This window comes from Flavobacterium sp. (assembly GCF_027490375.1).
GTDB lineage: Bacteria > Bacteroidota > Bacteroidia > Flavobacteriales > Flavobacteriaceae > Flavobacterium.
The window spans coordinates 16669-33894 of sequence record NZ_JAIXYH010000064.1; the positions used below are offsets into that span (position 1 = coordinate 16669).

At 40.2% G+C, this 17226-nt stretch carries 19 protein-coding genes; 12 read left to right on the top strand and 7 right to left on the bottom strand.

Translation table 11 applies throughout. The features are described from left to right. Window positions 1-2: 2 nt before the first annotated feature. Window positions 3-1043, bottom strand: coding sequence for an RluA family pseudouridine synthase (locus tag Q0064_RS08640; RefSeq protein WP_298147238.1), 1041 nt, complete (start codon window positions 1041-1043; stop codon window positions 3-5). Next, complete coding sequence (locus tag Q0064_RS08645) at window positions 1040-1639, bottom strand: PASTA domain-containing protein (protein ID WP_298147241.1); 600 nt, start codon at window positions 1637-1639, stop codon at window positions 1040-1042. Before Q0064_RS08645 ends, Q0064_RS08640 begins: the two co-directional genes overlap by 4 nt. 178 nt (window positions 1640-1817) lie before the next feature. Between Q0064_RS08645 and Q0064_RS08650 the strand changes: the two genes are divergently transcribed. Both Q0064_RS08650 and coaD read left to right on the top strand, forming a co-directional pair. Then, complete coding sequence (locus Q0064_RS08650) at window positions 1818-2789, top strand: D-alanine--D-alanine ligase (protein ID WP_298147243.1); 972 nt, start codon at window positions 1818-1820, stop codon at window positions 2787-2789. A 13-nt stretch (window positions 2790-2802) separates the two neighbouring features. Next, entirely contained in the window at window positions 2803-3255 is a 453-nt protein-coding gene (gene coaD, locus Q0064_RS08655; RefSeq protein WP_298147245.1) for a pantetheine-phosphate adenylyltransferase, read from the top strand. Window positions 3256-3633: 378 nt separating this feature from the next. Here coaD and Q0064_RS08660 read toward each other — a convergent pair whose 3' ends face one another. Beyond that, window positions 3634-4221: an NUDIX domain-containing protein gene (locus Q0064_RS08660; RefSeq protein ID WP_298147248.1), complete on the bottom strand. Its 588-nt coding sequence runs from the start codon at window positions 4219-4221 to the stop codon at window positions 3634-3636. A 7-nt stretch (window positions 4222-4228) separates the two neighbouring features. On the opposite strand from Q0064_RS08660, the gene pyrE reads away from it, so the two are divergent. Further along, window positions 4229-4879: an orotate phosphoribosyltransferase gene (gene pyrE / locus Q0064_RS08665; RefSeq protein ID WP_298147251.1), complete on the top strand. Its 651-nt coding sequence runs from the start codon at window positions 4229-4231 to the stop codon at window positions 4877-4879. A gap of 11 nt (window positions 4880-4890) precedes the next feature. Continuing rightward, the gene (locus Q0064_RS08670) at window positions 4891-5283 is read left to right on the top strand and encodes an SRPBCC family protein (protein WP_298147254.1); all 393 of its coding nucleotides are present in this window, start codon (window positions 4891-4893) and stop codon (window positions 5281-5283) included. Here the strand turns inward: Q0064_RS08670 and Q0064_RS08675 are convergent. Then, window positions 5280-6017, bottom strand: coding sequence for a biotin--[acetyl-CoA-carboxylase] ligase (locus tag Q0064_RS08675; protein ID WP_298147257.1), 738 nt, complete (start codon window positions 6015-6017; stop codon window positions 5280-5282). The two genes, Q0064_RS08670 and Q0064_RS08675, sit on opposite strands and share 4 nt — an antisense overlap. An 80-nt stretch (window positions 6018-6097) precedes the next feature. On the opposite strand from Q0064_RS08675, the gene rsfS reads away from it, so the two are divergent. The 7 genes from rsfS to Q0064_RS08710 all read left to right on the top strand — a co-directional run bounded on the left by rsfS (window position 6098) and on the right by Q0064_RS08710 (window position 11659). Beyond that, on the top strand, window positions 6098-6469 hold the full coding sequence (rsfS, locus tag Q0064_RS08680; protein ID WP_094486935.1) for a ribosome silencing factor: 372 nt from the start codon (window positions 6098-6100) through the stop codon (window positions 6467-6469). A gap of 14 nt (window positions 6470-6483) precedes the next feature. After that, entirely contained in the window at window positions 6484-8412 is a 1929-nt protein-coding gene (ftsH, locus tag Q0064_RS08685; RefSeq protein ID WP_298147261.1) for an ATP-dependent zinc metalloprotease FtsH, read from the top strand. Window positions 8413-8514: 102 nt separating this feature from the next. Further along, complete coding sequence (locus Q0064_RS08690) at window positions 8515-9111, top strand: lactate utilization protein B/C (protein ID WP_298147264.1); 597 nt, start codon at window positions 8515-8517, stop codon at window positions 9109-9111. Window position 9112: 1 nt separating this feature from the next. Beyond that, complete coding sequence (locus tag Q0064_RS08695) at window positions 9113-9973, top strand: phosphatidate cytidylyltransferase (RefSeq protein ID WP_298147267.1); 861 nt, start codon at window positions 9113-9115, stop codon at window positions 9971-9973. Continuing rightward, window positions 9970-10629, top strand: a complete 660-nt coding sequence (locus tag Q0064_RS08700) for a phosphatidylserine decarboxylase family protein (RefSeq protein ID WP_298147270.1) — start codon at window positions 9970-9972, stop codon at window positions 10627-10629. The genes Q0064_RS08695 and Q0064_RS08700 overlap by 4 nt, the downstream gene beginning before the upstream one ends. Beyond that, window positions 10629-10904, top strand: coding sequence for an acyl-CoA-binding protein (locus Q0064_RS08705; RefSeq protein WP_298147273.1), 276 nt, complete (start codon window positions 10629-10631; stop codon window positions 10902-10904). Before Q0064_RS08700 ends, Q0064_RS08705 begins: the two co-directional genes overlap by 1 nt. Beyond that, entirely contained in the window at window positions 10901-11659 is a 759-nt protein-coding gene (locus Q0064_RS08710) for a superoxide dismutase (protein WP_298147276.1), read from the top strand. Before Q0064_RS08705 ends, Q0064_RS08710 begins: the two co-directional genes overlap by 4 nt. An 84-nt stretch (window positions 11660-11743) precedes the next feature. Here Q0064_RS08710 and Q0064_RS08715 read toward each other — a convergent pair whose 3' ends face one another. Next, window positions 11744-14371, bottom strand: coding sequence for a valine--tRNA ligase (locus tag Q0064_RS08715; RefSeq protein WP_298147279.1), 2628 nt, complete (start codon window positions 14369-14371; stop codon window positions 11744-11746). A gap of 248 nt (window positions 14372-14619) precedes the next feature. Between Q0064_RS08715 and Q0064_RS08720 the strand changes: the two genes are divergently transcribed. Further along, window positions 14620-15057 (top strand): DUF1573 domain-containing protein, encoded by a 438-nt coding sequence (locus tag Q0064_RS08720; RefSeq protein WP_298147281.1) that lies wholly within the window; start codon window positions 14620-14622, stop codon window positions 15055-15057. Between the two features lie 32 nt (window positions 15058-15089). Here the strand turns inward: Q0064_RS08720 and Q0064_RS08725 are convergent, their stop codons facing one another. Both Q0064_RS08725 and Q0064_RS08730 read right to left on the bottom strand, forming a co-directional pair. Continuing rightward, window positions 15090-15860 (bottom strand): OmpA family protein, encoded by a 771-nt coding sequence (locus Q0064_RS08725; RefSeq protein ID WP_298147284.1) that lies wholly within the window; start codon window positions 15858-15860, stop codon window positions 15090-15092. After that, window positions 15860-16765: an OmpA family protein gene (locus tag Q0064_RS08730; RefSeq protein WP_298147287.1), complete on the bottom strand. Its 906-nt coding sequence runs from the start codon at window positions 16763-16765 to the stop codon at window positions 15860-15862. The genes Q0064_RS08725 and Q0064_RS08730 overlap by 1 nt, the downstream gene beginning before the upstream one ends. Between the last annotated feature and the right edge of the window lie 461 nt (window positions 16766-17226).

The window sequence follows — 17226 nt, forward strand, 5'->3', positions numbered from 1 at the left end:
TTCTAATCTTCTACTTCAATGTGATTTTTGGCATATCCGCGCCACTTTTCGATACACAAACGCATATCTTCGGGTAACTCGGTGTCGAAACGCATCATTTCGCCGGTAGTTGGGTGCACAAAACCGAGCGTTTTTGCGTGTAGTGCTTGTCGCGGCAAGATTTTAAAACAATTGTCGACAAACTGCTTGTATTTTGTAAAGGTCGTTCCTTTTAAAATCAGATTTCCGCCGTAGCGCTCATCGTTAAACAGCGTATGTCCCAGATGTTTCATGTGCACCCGAATTTGGTGTGTCCGCCCCGTTTCGAGTGTACACGATACCAAGGTTACATACGTTAAACGTTCAATTACCTTATAATGTGTAATGGCTGGTTTTCCGATTTCTGGATCGGCGTAAACCGACATTTGCATGCGATCGCGCGGATGTCGAGCAATATTACCAACTATGGTGCCTTCGTCTTCTTTAACAATTCCCCAAACCAAAGCGATGTATTCGCGCTCGCTAGTTTTTGCTTCAAATTGCTTGGCCAGATGTGTCATAGCCGTTTCGGTTTTGGCAATAACTAGGAGTCCGCTGGTATCTTTATCAATTCGGTGCACGAGTCCAGGTCGTTCGCTGCTGTTGAGCGGTAAATTTTGGAAATGAAACGCCAAGGCATTTACTAGAGTTCCGGTGTAATTTCCGTGTCCGGGATGTACTACCAGGCCAGCTGGTTTATTAATAAGTAAAAGAGCATCGTCTTCGTAAACGATATCGAGCGGAATATCTTCCGGGTCGATACGGTTTTCAAATGGTGGATGCGGTAACAAAATGCGAACCACATCGAGTGGTTTTACGCGATAGTTAGACTTTACGGGAATATCGTTAACGTAAATATCGCCGTTATCGGCTGCTTTTTGAATTTTATTTCGGGTCGTATTGGCTACGACTTGCATCAGAAATTTATCGATGCGCAATAATTCTTGTCCTTTTGGGACTTCAAATCTGAAATGTTCGAATAAACTATCTTCTTCTTCGATTTCAGCTATTTCGTCTATACTCATGGCAAGCTATCTATTTGTTCCTGAGTATCTTCTTCGTCTTCAAAACCACCGCTTCCATCGCCAAGCACGAGGTCGATTTTACTTCCTTTGAGAATTTTCTCTCCAGCTTTCACGATTTTTCCGTTGCATTTCACTTCCAGAACCATGTCTTTTCCGATGTACGGTTTGTAAGTGAGTGAACCTAATGTAAGTCCGGCAGACTGGAGCGTACTTTCGGCGTTACGCAGCGTTTTCTCTACCAGTTCGGGCATACGAATGGTGCTGTAACCTCCGGAATTGATTTTTAAATAGATTTTACGATCCGACTTTACCTTCTCACCAGGCGCGGGATCTTGTTGAACAACTGAGAACTTAGGAAAATCTGGATTAAAGTCGACTGTATCGAGAACCACGTAATCTAAATCGGCATCGTCTAGTACTTCTTCTGCTTGTTCGGTACTCATTTTAGATAAATTGGGTACAGCAATTTCTTCGCCGTGATTGGTGGAGAAATCCAGGTATTGCAGCAAGAGAAATCCGACAGCTATGGTGATGATAAATGCCAGAAAAAGCTGACCGAAAAACGTTTTTGAAGTTAAATATTCCCGAAGGGTCATGCGCCAAATTTTAGTTGCAAAGATACAGAATGAACTACTGAAACGGATGTGAAAAAAATGATATTTTTGTTTACGCGTTTGGAAGAAAAAATTGAGCGTTTAACACGTATTTTCCGAATCGTAGCGCAGCGTTTTTGTTGTGTTTTTTTTAAGCGTATTAATCTTCAATTACAGACGAATGAAAAACATCGCCGTTATAATGGGCGGATATTCAAGCGAATACCAAATCTCAATAAAGAGTGGCAACGTAGTTTACGAAACCTTAGATCGACAGAAATACCGGCCGTACCGGATAGTAATCACTGCCGAACGTTGGTATCATATTACCGATGACCATAGAGAGATTGCTGTAAATCGCGGTGATTTTAGTGTGGAAATAGACGGGGAAACGATTTTTTTCGACGCTGTTTTTAACGCCATTCACGGAAGTCCGGGTGAAGATGGGTTGTTGCAAGCGTATTTTGAGTTGTTGGGCATTCCGCAGAATTCCTGTAACTATTATCAGGCGGCACTCACGTTTAACAAGCGTGATTTATTAGCCGTTTTGCGTCCGTACGGAATTAAAATGGCAAAATCGTTTTATGTAAACAAAGGCGATGATGTTGATTATGAAGCGATTGTTGACACGGTTGGCCTACCTTGTTTTGTAAAACCGAATAAATCGGGAAGTAGTTTTGGAATATCGAAAGTTAAGGACAAAGCGGCTTTGCCAGAGGCGCTTGAGGTTGCTTTCGCAGAAGATCACGAAGTTTTAATCGAATCGTTTTTAGATGGAACGGAAGTTTCGATTGGCGTTTTACGAATTGATGGCGAGGTAAAAGCTTTGCCGATTACTGAAATTGTTTCAGAAAACGACTTTTTTGATTACGAAGCTAAGTATGAGGGAAAATCGCAAGAAATTACACCGGCGCGCATTTCTGAAGAAGTTGCCGAAAAAGTACGCGCTGCTGCTATAAAAGCGTATACGATTTTAGGAATGAAAGGATTTTCAAGAAGCGAGTTTATTTTGGTGAATGACGAGCCGTATATGCTGGAAATGAACACCATTCCCGGACTAACGAAAGAGAGTTTGATCCCGCAACAGGCTGCTGTAGCTGGCATTTCGTTACAAGATTTATTTACAAACAGCATTGAAGATTCGATGCGTTAACTGATTCACAGCCATGAGAAAAGCTATTTTTCCGGGATCTTTTGATCCGATAACGCTCGGACATTACGATATCATAAAACGGAGTTTGCCTTTGTTTGACGAAATAATTGTTGCCATTGGTGTAAATGCAGAGAAAAAGTACATGTTTTCGTTAGAACAACGACTCGATTTTATTCAAATAGCGTTTGCAGACGAACCAAAAGTGCGCGTAATTACGTACGAAGGTTTAACGGTATCGCTTTGCAAGAAAGAAAAAGCGGGTTTTATTTTGCGTGGACTCCGCAATCCGGCTGATTTTGAATTTGAAAAAGCGATTGCACATACGAATCGGAAGTTATCTAAAATAGAGACAGTTTTTTTATTGACTGCTGCAAATACTTCGTACATCAGTTCGAGTATTGTGCGAGATGTTATTCGAAATGGCGGCGATTATTCGGTACTAGTACCCGATTCGGTACGGGTTTAAATATACGTTAGGTGGTAACGATTGCCCGCAGCAGGGATTGCAGTGAAAAGCCTTTTTAGGCCGCCGCGGTTTCGCGGGCTAATAACCTGAGTTCAATTAAAAATCTTTGTCAGATCGCTTGAAATCAACAAATTGTAAAATAAAACAGCAATCTAAATGAACAGCTGCCACGCTAAACAGATAAACGGCTGCCTACTTCGTTTGATTTTTTTGCGATACTACAGTATCCCAACAAAAATCCGCCTTGTATTCAACCATTTATCTGTTTTCTGACCACAATTTTTATATCGAACTCAGTTTAAAAAGCTTGTAGCGGAAAGCCCGGTGCCGACCGCTATGAATTTGTGTTGAAGAAGGATTGTTTGGGAGGCAGCTGCCCTACTCTTCAAAAAGTAATTTAATATTTTCGTAGGAATTTTTTAAGGCTTCGGCGCAGGCTTGAGCGTCTAACCAGGCTACTTTTTCAATGCCTTCTTCGGCTTGCGGAATAAGTTTCTGAACGCTAGAACTTCGCATTTCGTACCACTGCGTAACTTTGAGTTTATAGCGTCCGTTTCGCTTAAAAATGTGATAGGTTTTTTGAAGTTTATCGGTGATAATGAGGTTATCGATTCCGGTTTCTTCTTGCACTTCGCGAATGGCGGCAATTTCGTTGGTTTCGCCCTTTTCGAGTCCGCCTTTAGGTAAATCCCATTTGCCGTTTCGGAAGATGAAAAGCACTTCATTTTTTTTGTTATACACTAAACCACCTGCGGCTTTATGCACAGGTAATTTCGATTTCAGGGTTTTGAGCATTTCTTTTTCGTCGGGATGATATAGAAAGGCTTTATCGACTTTACCTTGAAAGAGTTTTACGATAAGTTTTTTAATATCAACGCTTTCCAGCAAAAACAGATCGAAATCGGTTTCTTTTTGGGTTTGGTTTGTCAAAAAAAGAGGTTTATCGTTGACAAAAACTTTATACATTTGTGCTATGGTTTTTAACAAAGAAACAGCCGCCAAGACAGCCGAGCTTTTGCTGCAAATTAATGCAATTAAATTGAATCCGGGAAATCCGTTTTTATGGTCTTCGGGATGGAAATCGCCTATTTATTGCGACAATCGTGTGACTTTATCTTTTCCTCCGATTCGGAATTATCTAAAAGAGGAGTTCGCTAAAAACATTGAAAAGCAATTTGGAAAACCTGACGTGATTGCTGGGGTTGCTACGGGAGCCATTGGCATTGGTTTGTTGGTTGCCGAGGCATTAGCGTTGCCTTTTGTTTATGTGCGTCCGGAGCCAAAAAAGCACGGCAGACAGAACCAAATCGAAGGATTTTTGCAGAAAGGGCAACATGTGGTTGTTATTGAAGACTTGATAAGTACGGGAAACAGCAGTTTAATGGCTGTTGAAGCTTTGCGCGAAGCGGGAGCTCAGGTAAAGGGAATGGCTGCGATTTTTGATTATGGTTTTGATGTTGCGAGAGCAAATTTCAAAAAATCGAATGTCGATTTATTTACCTTAAGTAATTACGAGCATTTACTACCCTTGGCAGTTGCCAAACGATACATAACTGAAACCGAAGAACAAACTTTAGTCGAATGGCGCGTTAATCCTGCCGGCTGGGGAATGGAAGTGGAATAAAAAATACCTTTATGAAATTAGAAAGCCCTAGAACCGAAGTTGGAAAATCAGCTCAATATTTGTTTGATTCGTTAACCGACATTAAAAATTTTGAAAAATTAATGCCTGAGAGCATTGCAAAATTTGAAGTTACCGATGCCGATAGCTTTATTTTTGGATTGAAGGGCATGCCTGAGATAAAGTTGCGTTTGAAAGAAAAAACGGCGCCTAGTCATATTGTTTTAGGTGCTGCGAGCGACAAATTGCCTTTTACTTTGCGTGCAGCCATCGAAGACTTAGGTGCTGATAAAGCAGGCATTCAACTGTTTTTTGAAGGCGAATTCAATGCCATGATGGCGATGATGGTTAAAGGACCGATTCAGAAGTTTATCGATACATTGTCGGAAAACATGTCGAAACTTTAGTACATCATTTTTACTTCTTTGATACCGTAGGCCCGAATTTCGTCGTTTTCGTGCTTAAGTACTAATTTACCTTCGGGAGAAACCCCTAGTATAAGTGCGTTAAAAAGATGGTTGTTTACTTGGTAAACGGCCGGCTTCTGGTATTTCATCAAAACACTGAGATATTTAGTTCGAATTATGGCTTGCGATTCTGCATTGCTGTTTTCGAATAGTTCGATTATTTGATCACGTATTTCAAGCATCAATACCGTATCGTCTTCAATGTCAACACCATTTAGCAGCAAAGAAGTGGCAGAAGGCAGCTCGTTGAAATTGCTTTGTTTGACGTTTATTCCGATTCCCACGATAAAAGTCGGATTTCCTTGATTGTCGTTTAGCTGTTCGATTAAAATGCCACCGAGTTTCCTGCCGCCTGCCATAATGTCGTTTGGCCATTTTATTTCACTTGCTAGACCGAATTTGTTTAAGCTTTGATGAATTGCAACAGACACGAGCATTTGAAATTCGAAATCGTGTTCAAATTTTTCGACAGGCTTTCTTACCAACAAACTAAATGTTAACGACTTACCGGCTTCGGCCAGCCAAGTTGCGCCCATTTGCCCGCGTCCGGCGGTTTGTTCTACGGTGTAAACTAGCGTAAAGTTGCCAACAAAAGTTTGTTTGGTTTGTTGTTTTAAAAAGCTGTTGGTCGAATCTATGGCATTTAGTTTGATAACTGTTAGCTTGTTGCTCATGAACGTCGTTTAATCTTGTGTTAACGACCGAAAGTAACAACAAAAATTGGTAAATTTGCGCACTTACACTTAAAGAATAGATGGCGAAAAAAACTACGGGTAACGACGAATTACTAGCAGAGATTATTAAAGGAATCGAAGAGGTTAAAGGAAACGATATTGATATTTTGGATTTGCGCGCAATAGACAACTCGGCCTGCGACTACTTTGTAATTTGTAATGGAAACTCAAACACACAGGTAAACGCCATTGTAAACTCAGTTCAAAAAACGGTATCTCGTGCTTTGAAAGACAAGCCTTGGCATGTTGAAGGATCAGAGAATGCCGAATGGGTGTTGATGGATTACGTGAGCATAGTAGTTCATGTTTTTCAGAAGCACATTCGCGAGTATTACAACATTGAAAGTTTATGGGGCGATGCCAAGATTACTTCTATTCCCTCTAATTATTAAAGAAAAAAAGGCTTATGTCTAAGGAAAATAATTCGCAGCCGCGAAAAATTAAGTTTAACCCTATGTGGCTATATGCCATATTAGTTGGGTCTTTAGTTTTTGTCTACGTAACGGGTAATACTAGCGTTAAAGATCCATCAAAAATTAGTACTTCTACATTCCGTCAATACCTAGAAATGGGGCTTATTGATCGCGTTGTAGTTTACAATAAAACCGAAGCAGAGGTGTATTTAAATGCAGCAGCCTTAAAGCAGGCCGCATTTAAGGATGTAGCCAAAGGAGTTTTTGGTGCACCAAACGGACCGCATTTTTATTTGGACGATATTGGTGATGGGGAAACATTCCAAAAAAATCTGGAGAATGCAGTTGCAGCGAAAAAGCTTAAGGATTACAATTTTGAAGTACGCAGTGACTGGGGAGAAATTCTATCTATACTGTTCCCAATTCTTATAATCATTATTTTTTGGTTATACGTTATGCGCCGGATGTCGGCTGGTGGTGCTGGCGGACCGGGCGGACAAATTTTCAACATTGGAAAATCTAAAGCGCGTTTGTTCGATGAGAAGAGCGATATTAAAATCACATTTAAAGACGTTGCTGGTTTAGAAGGCGCGAAGGAAGAAATTCAAGAAATCGTTGAATTCTTAAAAAATCCAGAACGCTATACAAATTTAGGAGGGAAAATTCCGAAAGGTGCATTATTGGTTGGACCTCCGGGAACCGGTAAAACCTTACTCGCGAAAGCAGTAGCTGGCGAAGCTCGTGTACCGTTTTTCTCGCTTTCAGGTTCAGATTTTGTGGAAATGTTTGTTGGCGTAGGTGCGTCGCGCGTTCGAGACTTGTTCAAACAGGCAAAGGAAAAATCGCCCGCAATAATCTTCATTGATGAAATCGATGCTGTAGGTCGTGCTCGAGGAAAAAATTCATTTAGTGGCGGAAACGATGAACGTGAAAACACGCTGAATCAGCTCCTTACGGAAATGGACGGTTTTGGAACAAATAGCAACGTAATTGTTTTAGCAGCTACAAACCGCTCCGACGTTTTGGATAAAGCTTTGATGCGCGCCGGACGATTCGACCGACAAATCTTCGTTGATTTACCGGATATCCGTGAGAGAAAAGAAATTTTCGAAGTGCATTTGAAGCCTTTGAAAAAAGTTGAAGATTTGGATACTGATTTCCTTGCCAAACAAACGCCTGGTTTTTCAGGAGCCGATATTGCTAATGTTTGTAACGAGGCAGCATTAATTGCCGCTCGTAAAAACAAACCTGCGGTAGACAAACAAGATTTCTTGGATGCGGTTGACCGTATTGTTGGCGGTTTGGAGAAGAAAAATAAAATTATTACTAAAGAGGAAAAACGCGCCATTGCCATTCACGAAGCCGGACATGCAACAGTGAGTTGGATGCTTGAGCACGCTGCACCCTTAGTGAAAGTTACCATTGTACCTCGCGGACAAAGTTTGGGTGCAGCTTGGTACTTACCAGAAGAACGACAAATTGTCAGACCCGACCAAATGCTCGATGAAATGTGTGCTACCATGGGCGGAAGAGCTGCCGAAAAAGTAACATTTGATACGATTTCGACTGGAGCTTTGAGCGATTTAGAGAAGGTAACACGCCAGGCGCGAGCTATGGTAACCATTTTTGGTTTGAATGATAAGATTGGAAATGTAACCTATTACGACAGTTCTGGGCAAGCAGAATACAGCTTCTCTAAACCTTATTCGGAAGATACCGCCAGGGTGATCGACAAAGAAATTAGCGATTTGATTGAGTCGCAATACCAACGTGCCATTGCTATTTTGGAAGAGAATAAGGAAAAACTTTTTCAATTGGCCGACATTTTAATTGAACGCGAAGTGATCTTTAAAGACGATTTAGAAGCGATTTTTGGTCAGCGCCAATGGCAAACTGCCGAAGAAGCTGATAAACAGCTGTAAGTATACATCTTCCTAATTTTATAAAAACTTGTTTCAATCGGTAGTTGAAACAAGTTTTTTTTATCTTTGAACGCAACGAACTTTTGCGAGCAGTAAAGCCAGATGAGTATTTTTAAAAAGTTTTTTAATTCCAGCACCGACAACTCCGGAGAAACTCCAGGAGACGATCTAACCAATCTGCACGCCGGACTGACAACCGACGAGCTTTTCACATTGAAATTCCGCAAAAACGGAGGCAAGTTTCTATATTGTGAAAATATGGCTGAAGTTAAAACGCATTTTGAAGATATTTTGGAAGAAAACGATTGGTTTGAACAGGAAGCCATGTGTTTTGAACCCAAGCTGTTTTCGCTTTTGGATGAGAATAAAATTCCACACGAAAAAACTGTAAATCCCAAATTTTTATTAGCTAGCTGCGAAAATTTAATTGCCGAAGAGGGATCGGTATTGTTATCTTCCAACCAAATTAAACATCACAAACCACAGGAACTTCCTGCGAATTTTGTCATTTTTGCGACTACTTCTCAACTGGTTCAAACAAAATCAGACAGCTTGCGCACTATCAAGCAGCGCTACGACAAAAACTATCCGAGCAACATCATGGCTTTTACGTATTTTGAAAAGTCAAAAGAAGAAGATTTTCTTCACTACGGAAGCGTTGCTAAAAATTTGTATTTGCTTCTTTTAGAGGACGCTTAGTATGAACGAAACGTTGCAGCGGGCGCTATCAGGAGCGGTGTACATCTTGCTCCTACTCTCGGCTGTATTGTATTCTACCGAAAGTTTCTTCGTATTATTTTACTTTTTTTTACTTATAGCGGTTTTCGAATTCTCGAAACTCGTTCGCATCCATTCATTGGTTCCTGCACTTTTAGCGAGTTTAATTTATGGCAGCTCTGCGTACATGCTTGTTTACAAGGTAAATATACAGTACGTCGATATTGTTGTTCTCGGAATTACGCTATTTGTTTCGTTAATCAGTATGATTTTTCTATTCGATAACAAACACACCGAGCTGCGTCGCGTAAGTAAATACATCTTTTTAATTGGCTATATCATTTTGCCCTTTATAAGTATAATGAACATAACTGCTTTGGGTGAAGAAGATCCGAATTCAGTGTATTTGCTAAAAACGTACAAGCCAAAAATATTAATCAGTGTTTTTATTTTGATTTGGACGAACGATACTTTTGCTTACATCGTTGGAAAATCTATTGGGCGCAACAAACTTTTTGAACGAATTTCTCCTAAAAAAACGATAGAAGGCTTTCTCGGAGGTCTTTTCTTCTCGTTACTGGCTGCTTTTTTGATTTCGAAATTTTACATGCAACCAAAACCAATTCATTTCCAGAAGTCTTTAATCATTTGGGGAATAACTGCGGTTTTAATCAGTGTTTTCGGAACAATTGGCGACTTAATAGAATCGAAATTCAAGCGAATTGCCGGTGTTAAAGACAGCGGAAACATCATGCCCGGACACGGCGGTATACTCGATCGGCTCGATAGTATTATATTTGTCGCACCATTTATATTTTTACTGTACAAAATTCTCCCAAAATGATTGTATCATTCCACAAAGAAGGCGCAAAAATTATCTTAATCTCCTGCATGATTGTTGTGGCGGGAATACTCGTGGCTGAAGCCGTTTTTCCGAATATTTATCTGAGAAAAGGCATCCAGAGCTTTCTTTTGATTTTTCTGATATTGATTCTTCAGTTTTTTCGAAACCCTAACCGAAGCTTAATTCCTACCTTAGATACCATTACTGCACCAGTAGATGGAAAAGTTGTAGTTATTGAAGAAGTATATGAACCTGAAATTTTTAAATCGAATCGATTACAAGTATCTATTTTCATGTCGCCCATAAACGTACACGTGACGCGTTATCCGATAGGCGGAAAAATCACGCACAGTATTTACCATCCTGGAAAGTACTTGGTTGCTTGGCATCCGAAAGCAAGTACAGAAAACGAGCGAACAACTGTAGTTATTGAAAATGAAGTGCTGGGAGAAATCATGTACCGACAAATTGCCGGTGCTTTAGCTAAACGTATTGTGAACTACGCCAAAGAAGGTCAGATGGTGCTTCAAGGATCGGATGCTGGATTTATAAAATTTGGAAGTCGCGTTGATTTATTCTTGCCCCCAGGCACTCCCGTTCAGGTTAAAATCGGAGATGTGGTAAAAGGAAATAGAACTGTAATTTTCAAAAAATAATGTCGGACTTATCTTTAGAAGAACGATTTCAACAGGCTTTTCAGAAAGCTTCGGAGATGCGTCAGGCCGATTTGCCTCCAGACGTTCAATTGCGTTTATATTCGTTTTATAAACAAGCTACTTTTGGAAATATAGACCGAAGTATGCAAACGGATTACGATTTGCGAAATGCTTTTAAAACGAACGCTTGGATGCAGATAAGATCTATGAGTGTTGAAGATGCCATGAAAAATTACATTCAAGTTGTTGAAGATATTCTAAAAAACGAATTATGAAATCTTTTACACGAGCAGTTATTCTAGCAGTTATTTTCAGTTCTTGTAACGAGAAAAAGCTCATTGAAGTTGAAGTTCCACTACCTGAAAAAGAAGTAAAAGCTGCCTTATCTAGCCCAGATGATGTAAGAGCAGAGCCCGGAACCTTTGAGTTGGCGAAATTACCCTACGCCTATAATGCGTTAAGCCCATCGATAGACGCAAGCACGATGGAAAATCATTATTCAAAGCATTATTTAACATACACGAACAACCTCAATAAAGCCATTAAAGGAACAGAAATGGAGCAGCTTACTATAGAAGAAATTCTGAAGAAAGCGAGCTCGGCTGATGAAAATCTGCGAAACAATGCGGGAGGATATTACAACCACAGCTTATTTTGGGAAATCATGGGACCAAAAGGAGGCGGACAACCGAAAGATACGCTTGCCTTAGCGATTTCGAGAGATTTTGGTTCGTTTGAGAATTTTAAAAACGAATTTAGCAATCAAGCAACGGCTGTTTTCGGTTCGGGCTGGACGTGGTTGAGCGTTGATAAAGCGGGAAAACTACAAATATCTACGACTCCAAATCAGGACAATCCATTGATGCCGGGCGTTTCGGTTAGCGGAACACCTATATTGGCATTAGACGTCTGGGAACATGCCTACTATTTGCAATATCAGTACCGTAGAAGAAATTACATCAATGCGTTTTTTGAAGTAATCAATTGGCAGAAAGTAAACGAAAAATACGAGGAGGCGATAAAGAAGTAAATCCTATTTCCACAGTCAAAATGAAATAAAAAATGCCGTGACAATTCGTTTATCACGGCATTTTTATTTAAAAGAAATTAGCTTCTAGCTTAAGCGTTCTTCCAAAACAGCAATCTTCGCTAAAGCATCGGCTTGTTTTTGACGTTCCATGGCAATAACCTTTTCGGGAGCACTGCTCACAAAACGTTCGTTTGAAAGTTTAGCTTCAACCGATTTTAAAAAGCCTTTATAATATTCGAGCTCCTCTTGCAATTTGGCACGTTCGGCTTCTAAATCGATTTTTTCGCCTAGAATTACATAGTATTCGTTGGTTTTGTATCGGAAAGAAGCTGCATTTTCCGGCTTTTCTACCACGTACTCTAATGAAGAGATATTGAGCAATTTTAAGATTACTGAATCGGTTTTATCACTGATATTTTCTTTGTTAATGACTTGTACTTGAATCGCGTCTTTAAAAGGTAGATTGCGATCTTTTCGAATTGTACGAAGTCCGCTAACGATTTCAAAACAAATATCGAATTGCTGTAATAAATCGCTGTTTTCACCTTGAATTTTAGGCCAAGTATTCACAATTAGTGCCTCTTCTTTTGTTCGTTCCTTGATAGCATGCCAAATTTCTTCAGTTAAGAAAGGCATGAATGGATTTAGAAGTCGCAGATTATCTTCCAGCAAATCGATTATTGCATGTAAGGTTTGGCTGTCAATGGGTTGCTGGTAGCCCGGTTTTACTATTTCAAGCAACCACGAACAGAAATCGTCCCAAATGAGTTTGTAAGTGCTCATCATAGCATCGGAAATGCGGTATTTACTGAAGTGATCGTCGATTTCAACTACGGCTTGCGACAATTTTGCACGATACCAGTCGACAGCAATTTTACTAGCGGCCGGTTGTTGAATATCTTCTGAAACTTCCCAACCTTTAATCAATCGGAATGCATTCCAAATTTTGTGCGCAAATGCTTTTCCTTGGGCGCAGTAGGCTTCATCAAACAAAATATCGTTACCGTCGGATCCGGCTAAGAGCATACCTACACGCACACCGTCGGCACCGAATTTCTCGATAAGTTCTAGCGGTTCCGGAGAGTTTCCGAGTGATTTCGACATTTTTCTGCGTTGCGTATCGCGAACAATACCTGTGAGATAAACTCCGGTAAAGGGTTTTTCTCCAACAAATTCGTAACCGGCAATAATCATACGAGCTACCCAGAAAAATAAAATCTCAGGCGCTGTCACCAAATCTTGGGTCGGATAGTAGTATTTAAACTCTTCGTTATTCGGATTCATTATTCCTCCGAAAACTGAAATAGGCCACAACCACGACGAAAACCAGGTGTCGAGTGCATCTGGATCTTGTCGTAAGTCTGTTCGTTGCAAATTGTTGTTTCCGGTAGCTATTCGCGCGAGTTGCAAGGCTTCGTCCCAGTTTTCAGCAACAACAAAATCTTGCTTGCCGTCGCCATAGAAATAGGCTGGTATTTGTTGTCCCCACCACAATTGTCGTGAAATATTCCAGTCGCGAACATTCTCCAACCAATGGCGGTAAGTATTTTCGAATTTCTTTGGATACAAATTAATTTCATCCGATTCTAAAACTGCCTTTAATGCTGGTTTAGCGAGATCTTCCATTTTCAAAAACCACTGGTCGGAAAGACGTGGCTCGATTACGGCTTTGGTTCGTTCAGAAGTTCCCACTTTATTTTGGTGGTTTTCTACTTTTAGCAACAAACCTTTTTCTTGTAGTTCTTTTTCGATGGCTTTTCTAACGTCAAAACGATCTTTGCCGGCATAGTGCAAACCAAAGCTGTTTAAAGTAGCGTCTTCATTAAAAATATCGATGACTTCCAAATTGTATTTATCCCCGATGTTCTTGTCGTTAATGTCGTGCGCTGGCGTAACTTTCAAACAACCTGTACCGAATTCAATATCAATATAATCGTCGGATATAATGGGTACTTCGCGGTTAGCAATCGGAACAATAACGGTTTTTCCGATAAACTTTGCGTAGCGCTCGTCGTTTGGATTAACGCAAACCGCGGTATCTCCAAAAATGGTTTCCGGACGCGTAGTTGCTACGGTTAAAAAGTCGTCGCTGTCCGTAAATTTATATTTTAGGTAAAACAACTTCGATTGTTGTTCTTCGTAAATCACTTCTTCGTCGGAAAGTGTCGTTTTAGCTTCCGGATCCCAGTTTACCATGCGATAGCCGCGATAAATCAGGCCTTTTCGATACAAATCCACAAAGCATTTGATTACGGAAGCCGACATATCGGGATCCATCGTGAATTTTGTACGATTCCAATCGCAGGATGCACCTAACTTTTTAAGTTGTTCGAGAATCACTCCGCCGTACTTGTGCGTCCAATCCCAGGCATGTTCAAGGAATTCCTCACGGGTAAGGTCGTTTTTATTGATGCCTTCGGCTTTCAGTTTAGCGACAACTTTTGCTTCGGTAGCAATCGATGCGTGATCGGTTCCGGGCACCCAACAAGCGTTAAAACCCTTCAAACGTGCACGTCGGATGAGTACGTCTTGGATTGTATTGTTTAGCATATGTCCCATGTGCAACACGCCAGTCACGTTTGGTGGTGGGATCACGATGGTATAGGCTTTTCGGTGATCGGGCACAGAGTTGAAATAACCGTTTTCCATCCAATACTGGTACCATTTTTCTTCAATTGAAGCGGCGTCGAACTGAGTTGCTAATGCAGACATAAACTAAATTTGTTTTCGCGAAATAATCTTTACTAACACAGGTTTTGTTGAAAGAACGAGCTTTTAGCTGCTTAAATAGACATTATAGAGCTGAACTTAATCAAAACAAAGCATTTTTTTCTAAAACCAGACTTTATGGTCTGATTTTTGGAAGTGGCAAAAGTACGATTTTAAGAATAAAATTTTAACTCTTATTCGATACAAATAGCGCAAGAACTTTTACATTTACGACACTAAAAAATTACATCATGAAGCACTTTACCTCAACTTTACTCCTACTGTTTATCGCGGTAGCAGGTATGGCGCAAAAAGGGCCGAGAATTGAATTTGAAGCCAAAGATAATACAATCGATTACGGTGAAGTTTCAAAGGAAACCGACAACGGTATTCGAACATTTGTTTTCACAAATACTGGAGATGAACCTTTGATTATTACGAATGTGAAGTCGACTTGTGGATGTACCGTTCCGACCAAGCCAACTGATCCCATCTTACCGGGAAAATCAGATAAAATTCAAGTAAAGTACAACATGAATCCCGGGCCGATTCGCAAAACAATTACTGTAGAATCGAATGCAGTAAATTACGAAGGAGGTATCATTGCCCTGAAAATAAAAGGAGAGGTTATTCCGCCAAAGCCTCAGCAAAGTGTACTCGAAAAAAAGAAAAGTATGTTAGAAAAATAAAAACTTAAGCCGCTTTTTGAGCGGCTTTTTTATTAGATTTTAACAATTCTGATTTCTACACGGCGATTTTCTTCTTCCTCGAGTTCCGATTTTTCAGGTATTTTATGAATGGGCCTACTTATGCCGTAGCCTTTGTAGGTGAGTCGTTTTCGATTGATTCCTTTTTGAATCAGGTAATTGAAAACGGCATGAGCTCTTGCTGTCGAAATGTCGCTTACATCGCGTTCTTTCTGACAACAAATATGACCTTGAATTTCGATGTGTAAATTCGGATTTTCTTCTAAAATGCACAGCAATTCTTCGAGAGTAGGAACCGATTTTGGTAACATTTTTGCGCTGTTGTTGAAGAAATTCATGCCCGGAAGCTTGATGATATCGCCGACTTTTGCGTTGAGTGTCGACTTTCGAAATTCTGATAATTCCGACTTTACAGCAACTTTTTCGGGAAGTTTATAAACGATACTTACCTTGCGGTTGGCACTTTGTTCCGGCAATTGTTCAAAACGCTCGCCGTAGGATTTTATCGTAGTTTTATCGGGAACGCTGAATTGAAGTTCGCGCAGGGCGTTTTGTACTGCTCGAATGCGTTTCATGGCTAGCGTGTCGTTGTACGCATCGCTTCCCACATGATCACAATAACCTTTTAGCTCTACAATTATCGCGTCTTTGTGCGATTGCGTAAACAACTGTAATGTTTGTTTAGCCTGCATGTTAATATCGTATTTATTGAAATCGAAATAAATGTCGACTTCCTGTGCCATGCAGCTTCCGCAGAATAAAAGCAGATAAAAAAATAGTTTCATCAGTTTGCTATGATTTCAAATTCGACTCTACGATTTGCGGCACGTTCCTGTTCGTTTTTTTCCGGAATGGGATAGATAGGTTGCGTGACACCAAGGCCCTTGTACGACAAACGCGATTTATCTATACCGTTCATTTGCAAAAAATTAGAGATTGCTTTTGCCCGTTGTGTGGAAAGGTCGCGCGTATCGTTGGGCATGCAACAAATATGACCTTGAATTTGAATCTTCAAACTGGGTTTGGCTTGCATGACCGTAAGTAATTCATACAAAGCGGCACGAGATTGCGGTTCGATTATAAAGGTATTGATTTTAAACTCCAGATTTCGAAGTTTGAGCTTTTCACCTGCTTTTGCGTTGTATATCGTTTTCATTGTCACAGTGTCGAGCACAATTTCGTTAACCGAGCCATCGATATTTTTAAAACGAAGTACTTCAGGGAATTTAAGTAGCGAAGTTGGAACAACCGCAGCAATAGGTTCTGGTGATTTTGGTTTTAGACCTAAAATTTCTTCTTCCCGAGGGATGTCGGCTTCTTTAAGGTATAGAATAGAAACCTTTCGATTGAGAGCATTTTCGCCCAGACCTTGTGCAAATTTTTCTCCGAAATTGTTGGTTCTGAAATCGGTTCGTGTAAGAATTCGATTATTTAGAATATCGACTACGGTTTGCACGCGTGCTTTAGCTAGTTTGTTGTTGGCTTGTGCCGAACCTACTTCGTCGGTAAAGCCACTGATCGAGACAATTTTAACTGTGGTATTTTTTTGGATAAACTGTTCGAGGCGATTTTGTTCGACGGGTTCGAAAGTAGCTTTTCCTGTTTTGAAATAAAAGTCGATGCGTTCTTGCGCTTTCGCAGAAGAAAAAACGAGTAGTAAAAAAGTGATGTATGAGGCGAACTGTTTCAAAACTATTTGTTGAAATTTACTATCAAAGGTAGTTAAATTGCTGAGGATGGTTTCGATTTTAGCCAAGAAGCTTGCTGGATCATCTCGGCGAGTATAAAAGACAAGCGTTTCATTTAATCTGTATTTCTATAACGTGGATTCTGTTAATTATTGCGTTGATTTTTCGGTAAAAACCGAACGTTTTGTAAAGACGTTACTTCGCAATAGGGATGGAAGCGATATCCTTTTAGTGGAGCGAAGCGGAACTAAAAGATACAGCGGACAGCCCGGGCGCGGCGGTTTGCTCGTTATTGACAAAGCACTTTTGCCGCGTATTGCCCAAAAATGAAATAGAATAGTTATTTAAAGATGCATTTGCTGGATTGCTTATAATGAGAGCTTATTAGTAACTAAGAAAAATTCTCGTTCACTATTTTGCATGTTGAACTCACGTTATTTAAGAAAGTAGGTGGCAAAATTGT

Coding starts and splice junctions, on each gene's coding strand:
- Q0064_RS08650 (WP_298147243.1), top strand. CDS start 1,818: ATGAAAAACATCGCCGTTATAATGGGCGGATATTCAAGCGAATACCAA.
- ftsH (WP_298147261.1), top strand. CDS start 6,484: ATGTCTAAGGAAAATAATTCGCAGCCGCGAAAAATTAAGTTTAACCCT.
- rsfS (WP_094486935.1), top strand. CDS start 6,098: ATGGCGAAAAAAACTACGGGTAACGACGAATTACTAGCAGAGATTATT.
- Q0064_RS08725 (WP_298147284.1), bottom strand. CDS start 15,860: ATGAAACTATTTTTTTATCTGCTTTTATTCTGCGGAAGCTGCATGGCA.
- Q0064_RS08700 (WP_298147270.1), top strand. CDS start 9,970: ATGATTGTATCATTCCACAAAGAAGGCGCAAAAATTATCTTAATCTCC.
- Q0064_RS08710 (WP_298147276.1), top strand. CDS start 10,901: ATGAAATCTTTTACACGAGCAGTTATTCTAGCAGTTATTTTCAGTTCT.
- Q0064_RS08690 (WP_298147264.1), top strand. CDS start 8,515: ATGAGTATTTTTAAAAAGTTTTTTAATTCCAGCACCGACAACTCCGGA.
- Q0064_RS08705 (WP_298147273.1), top strand. CDS start 10,629: ATGTCGGACTTATCTTTAGAAGAACGATTTCAACAGGCTTTTCAGAAA.
- Q0064_RS08670 (WP_298147254.1), top strand. CDS start 4,891: ATGAAATTAGAAAGCCCTAGAACCGAAGTTGGAAAATCAGCTCAATAT.
- Q0064_RS08640 (WP_298147238.1), bottom strand. CDS start 1,043: ATGAGTATAGACGAAATAGCTGAAATCGAAGAAGAAGATAGTTTATTC.
- Q0064_RS08695 (WP_298147267.1), top strand. CDS start 9,113: ATGAACGAAACGTTGCAGCGGGCGCTATCAGGAGCGGTGTACATCTTG.
- Q0064_RS08645 (WP_298147241.1), bottom strand. CDS start 1,639: ATGACCCTTCGGGAATATTTAACTTCAAAAACGTTTTTCGGTCAGCTT.
- Q0064_RS08675 (WP_298147257.1), bottom strand. CDS start 6,017: ATGAGCAACAAGCTAACAGTTATCAAACTAAATGCCATAGATTCGACC.
- pyrE (WP_298147251.1), top strand. CDS start 4,229: ATGGTTTTTAACAAAGAAACAGCCGCCAAGACAGCCGAGCTTTTGCTG.
- coaD (WP_298147245.1), top strand. CDS start 2,803: ATGAGAAAAGCTATTTTTCCGGGATCTTTTGATCCGATAACGCTCGGA.
- Q0064_RS08660 (WP_298147248.1), bottom strand. CDS start 4,221: ATGTATAAAGTTTTTGTCAACGATAAACCTCTTTTTTTGACAAACCAA.
- Q0064_RS08720 (WP_298147281.1), top strand. CDS start 14,620: ATGAAGCACTTTACCTCAACTTTACTCCTACTGTTTATCGCGGTAGCA.
- Q0064_RS08715 (WP_298147279.1), bottom strand. CDS start 14,371: ATGTCTGCATTAGCAACTCAGTTCGACGCCGCTTCAATTGAAGAAAAA.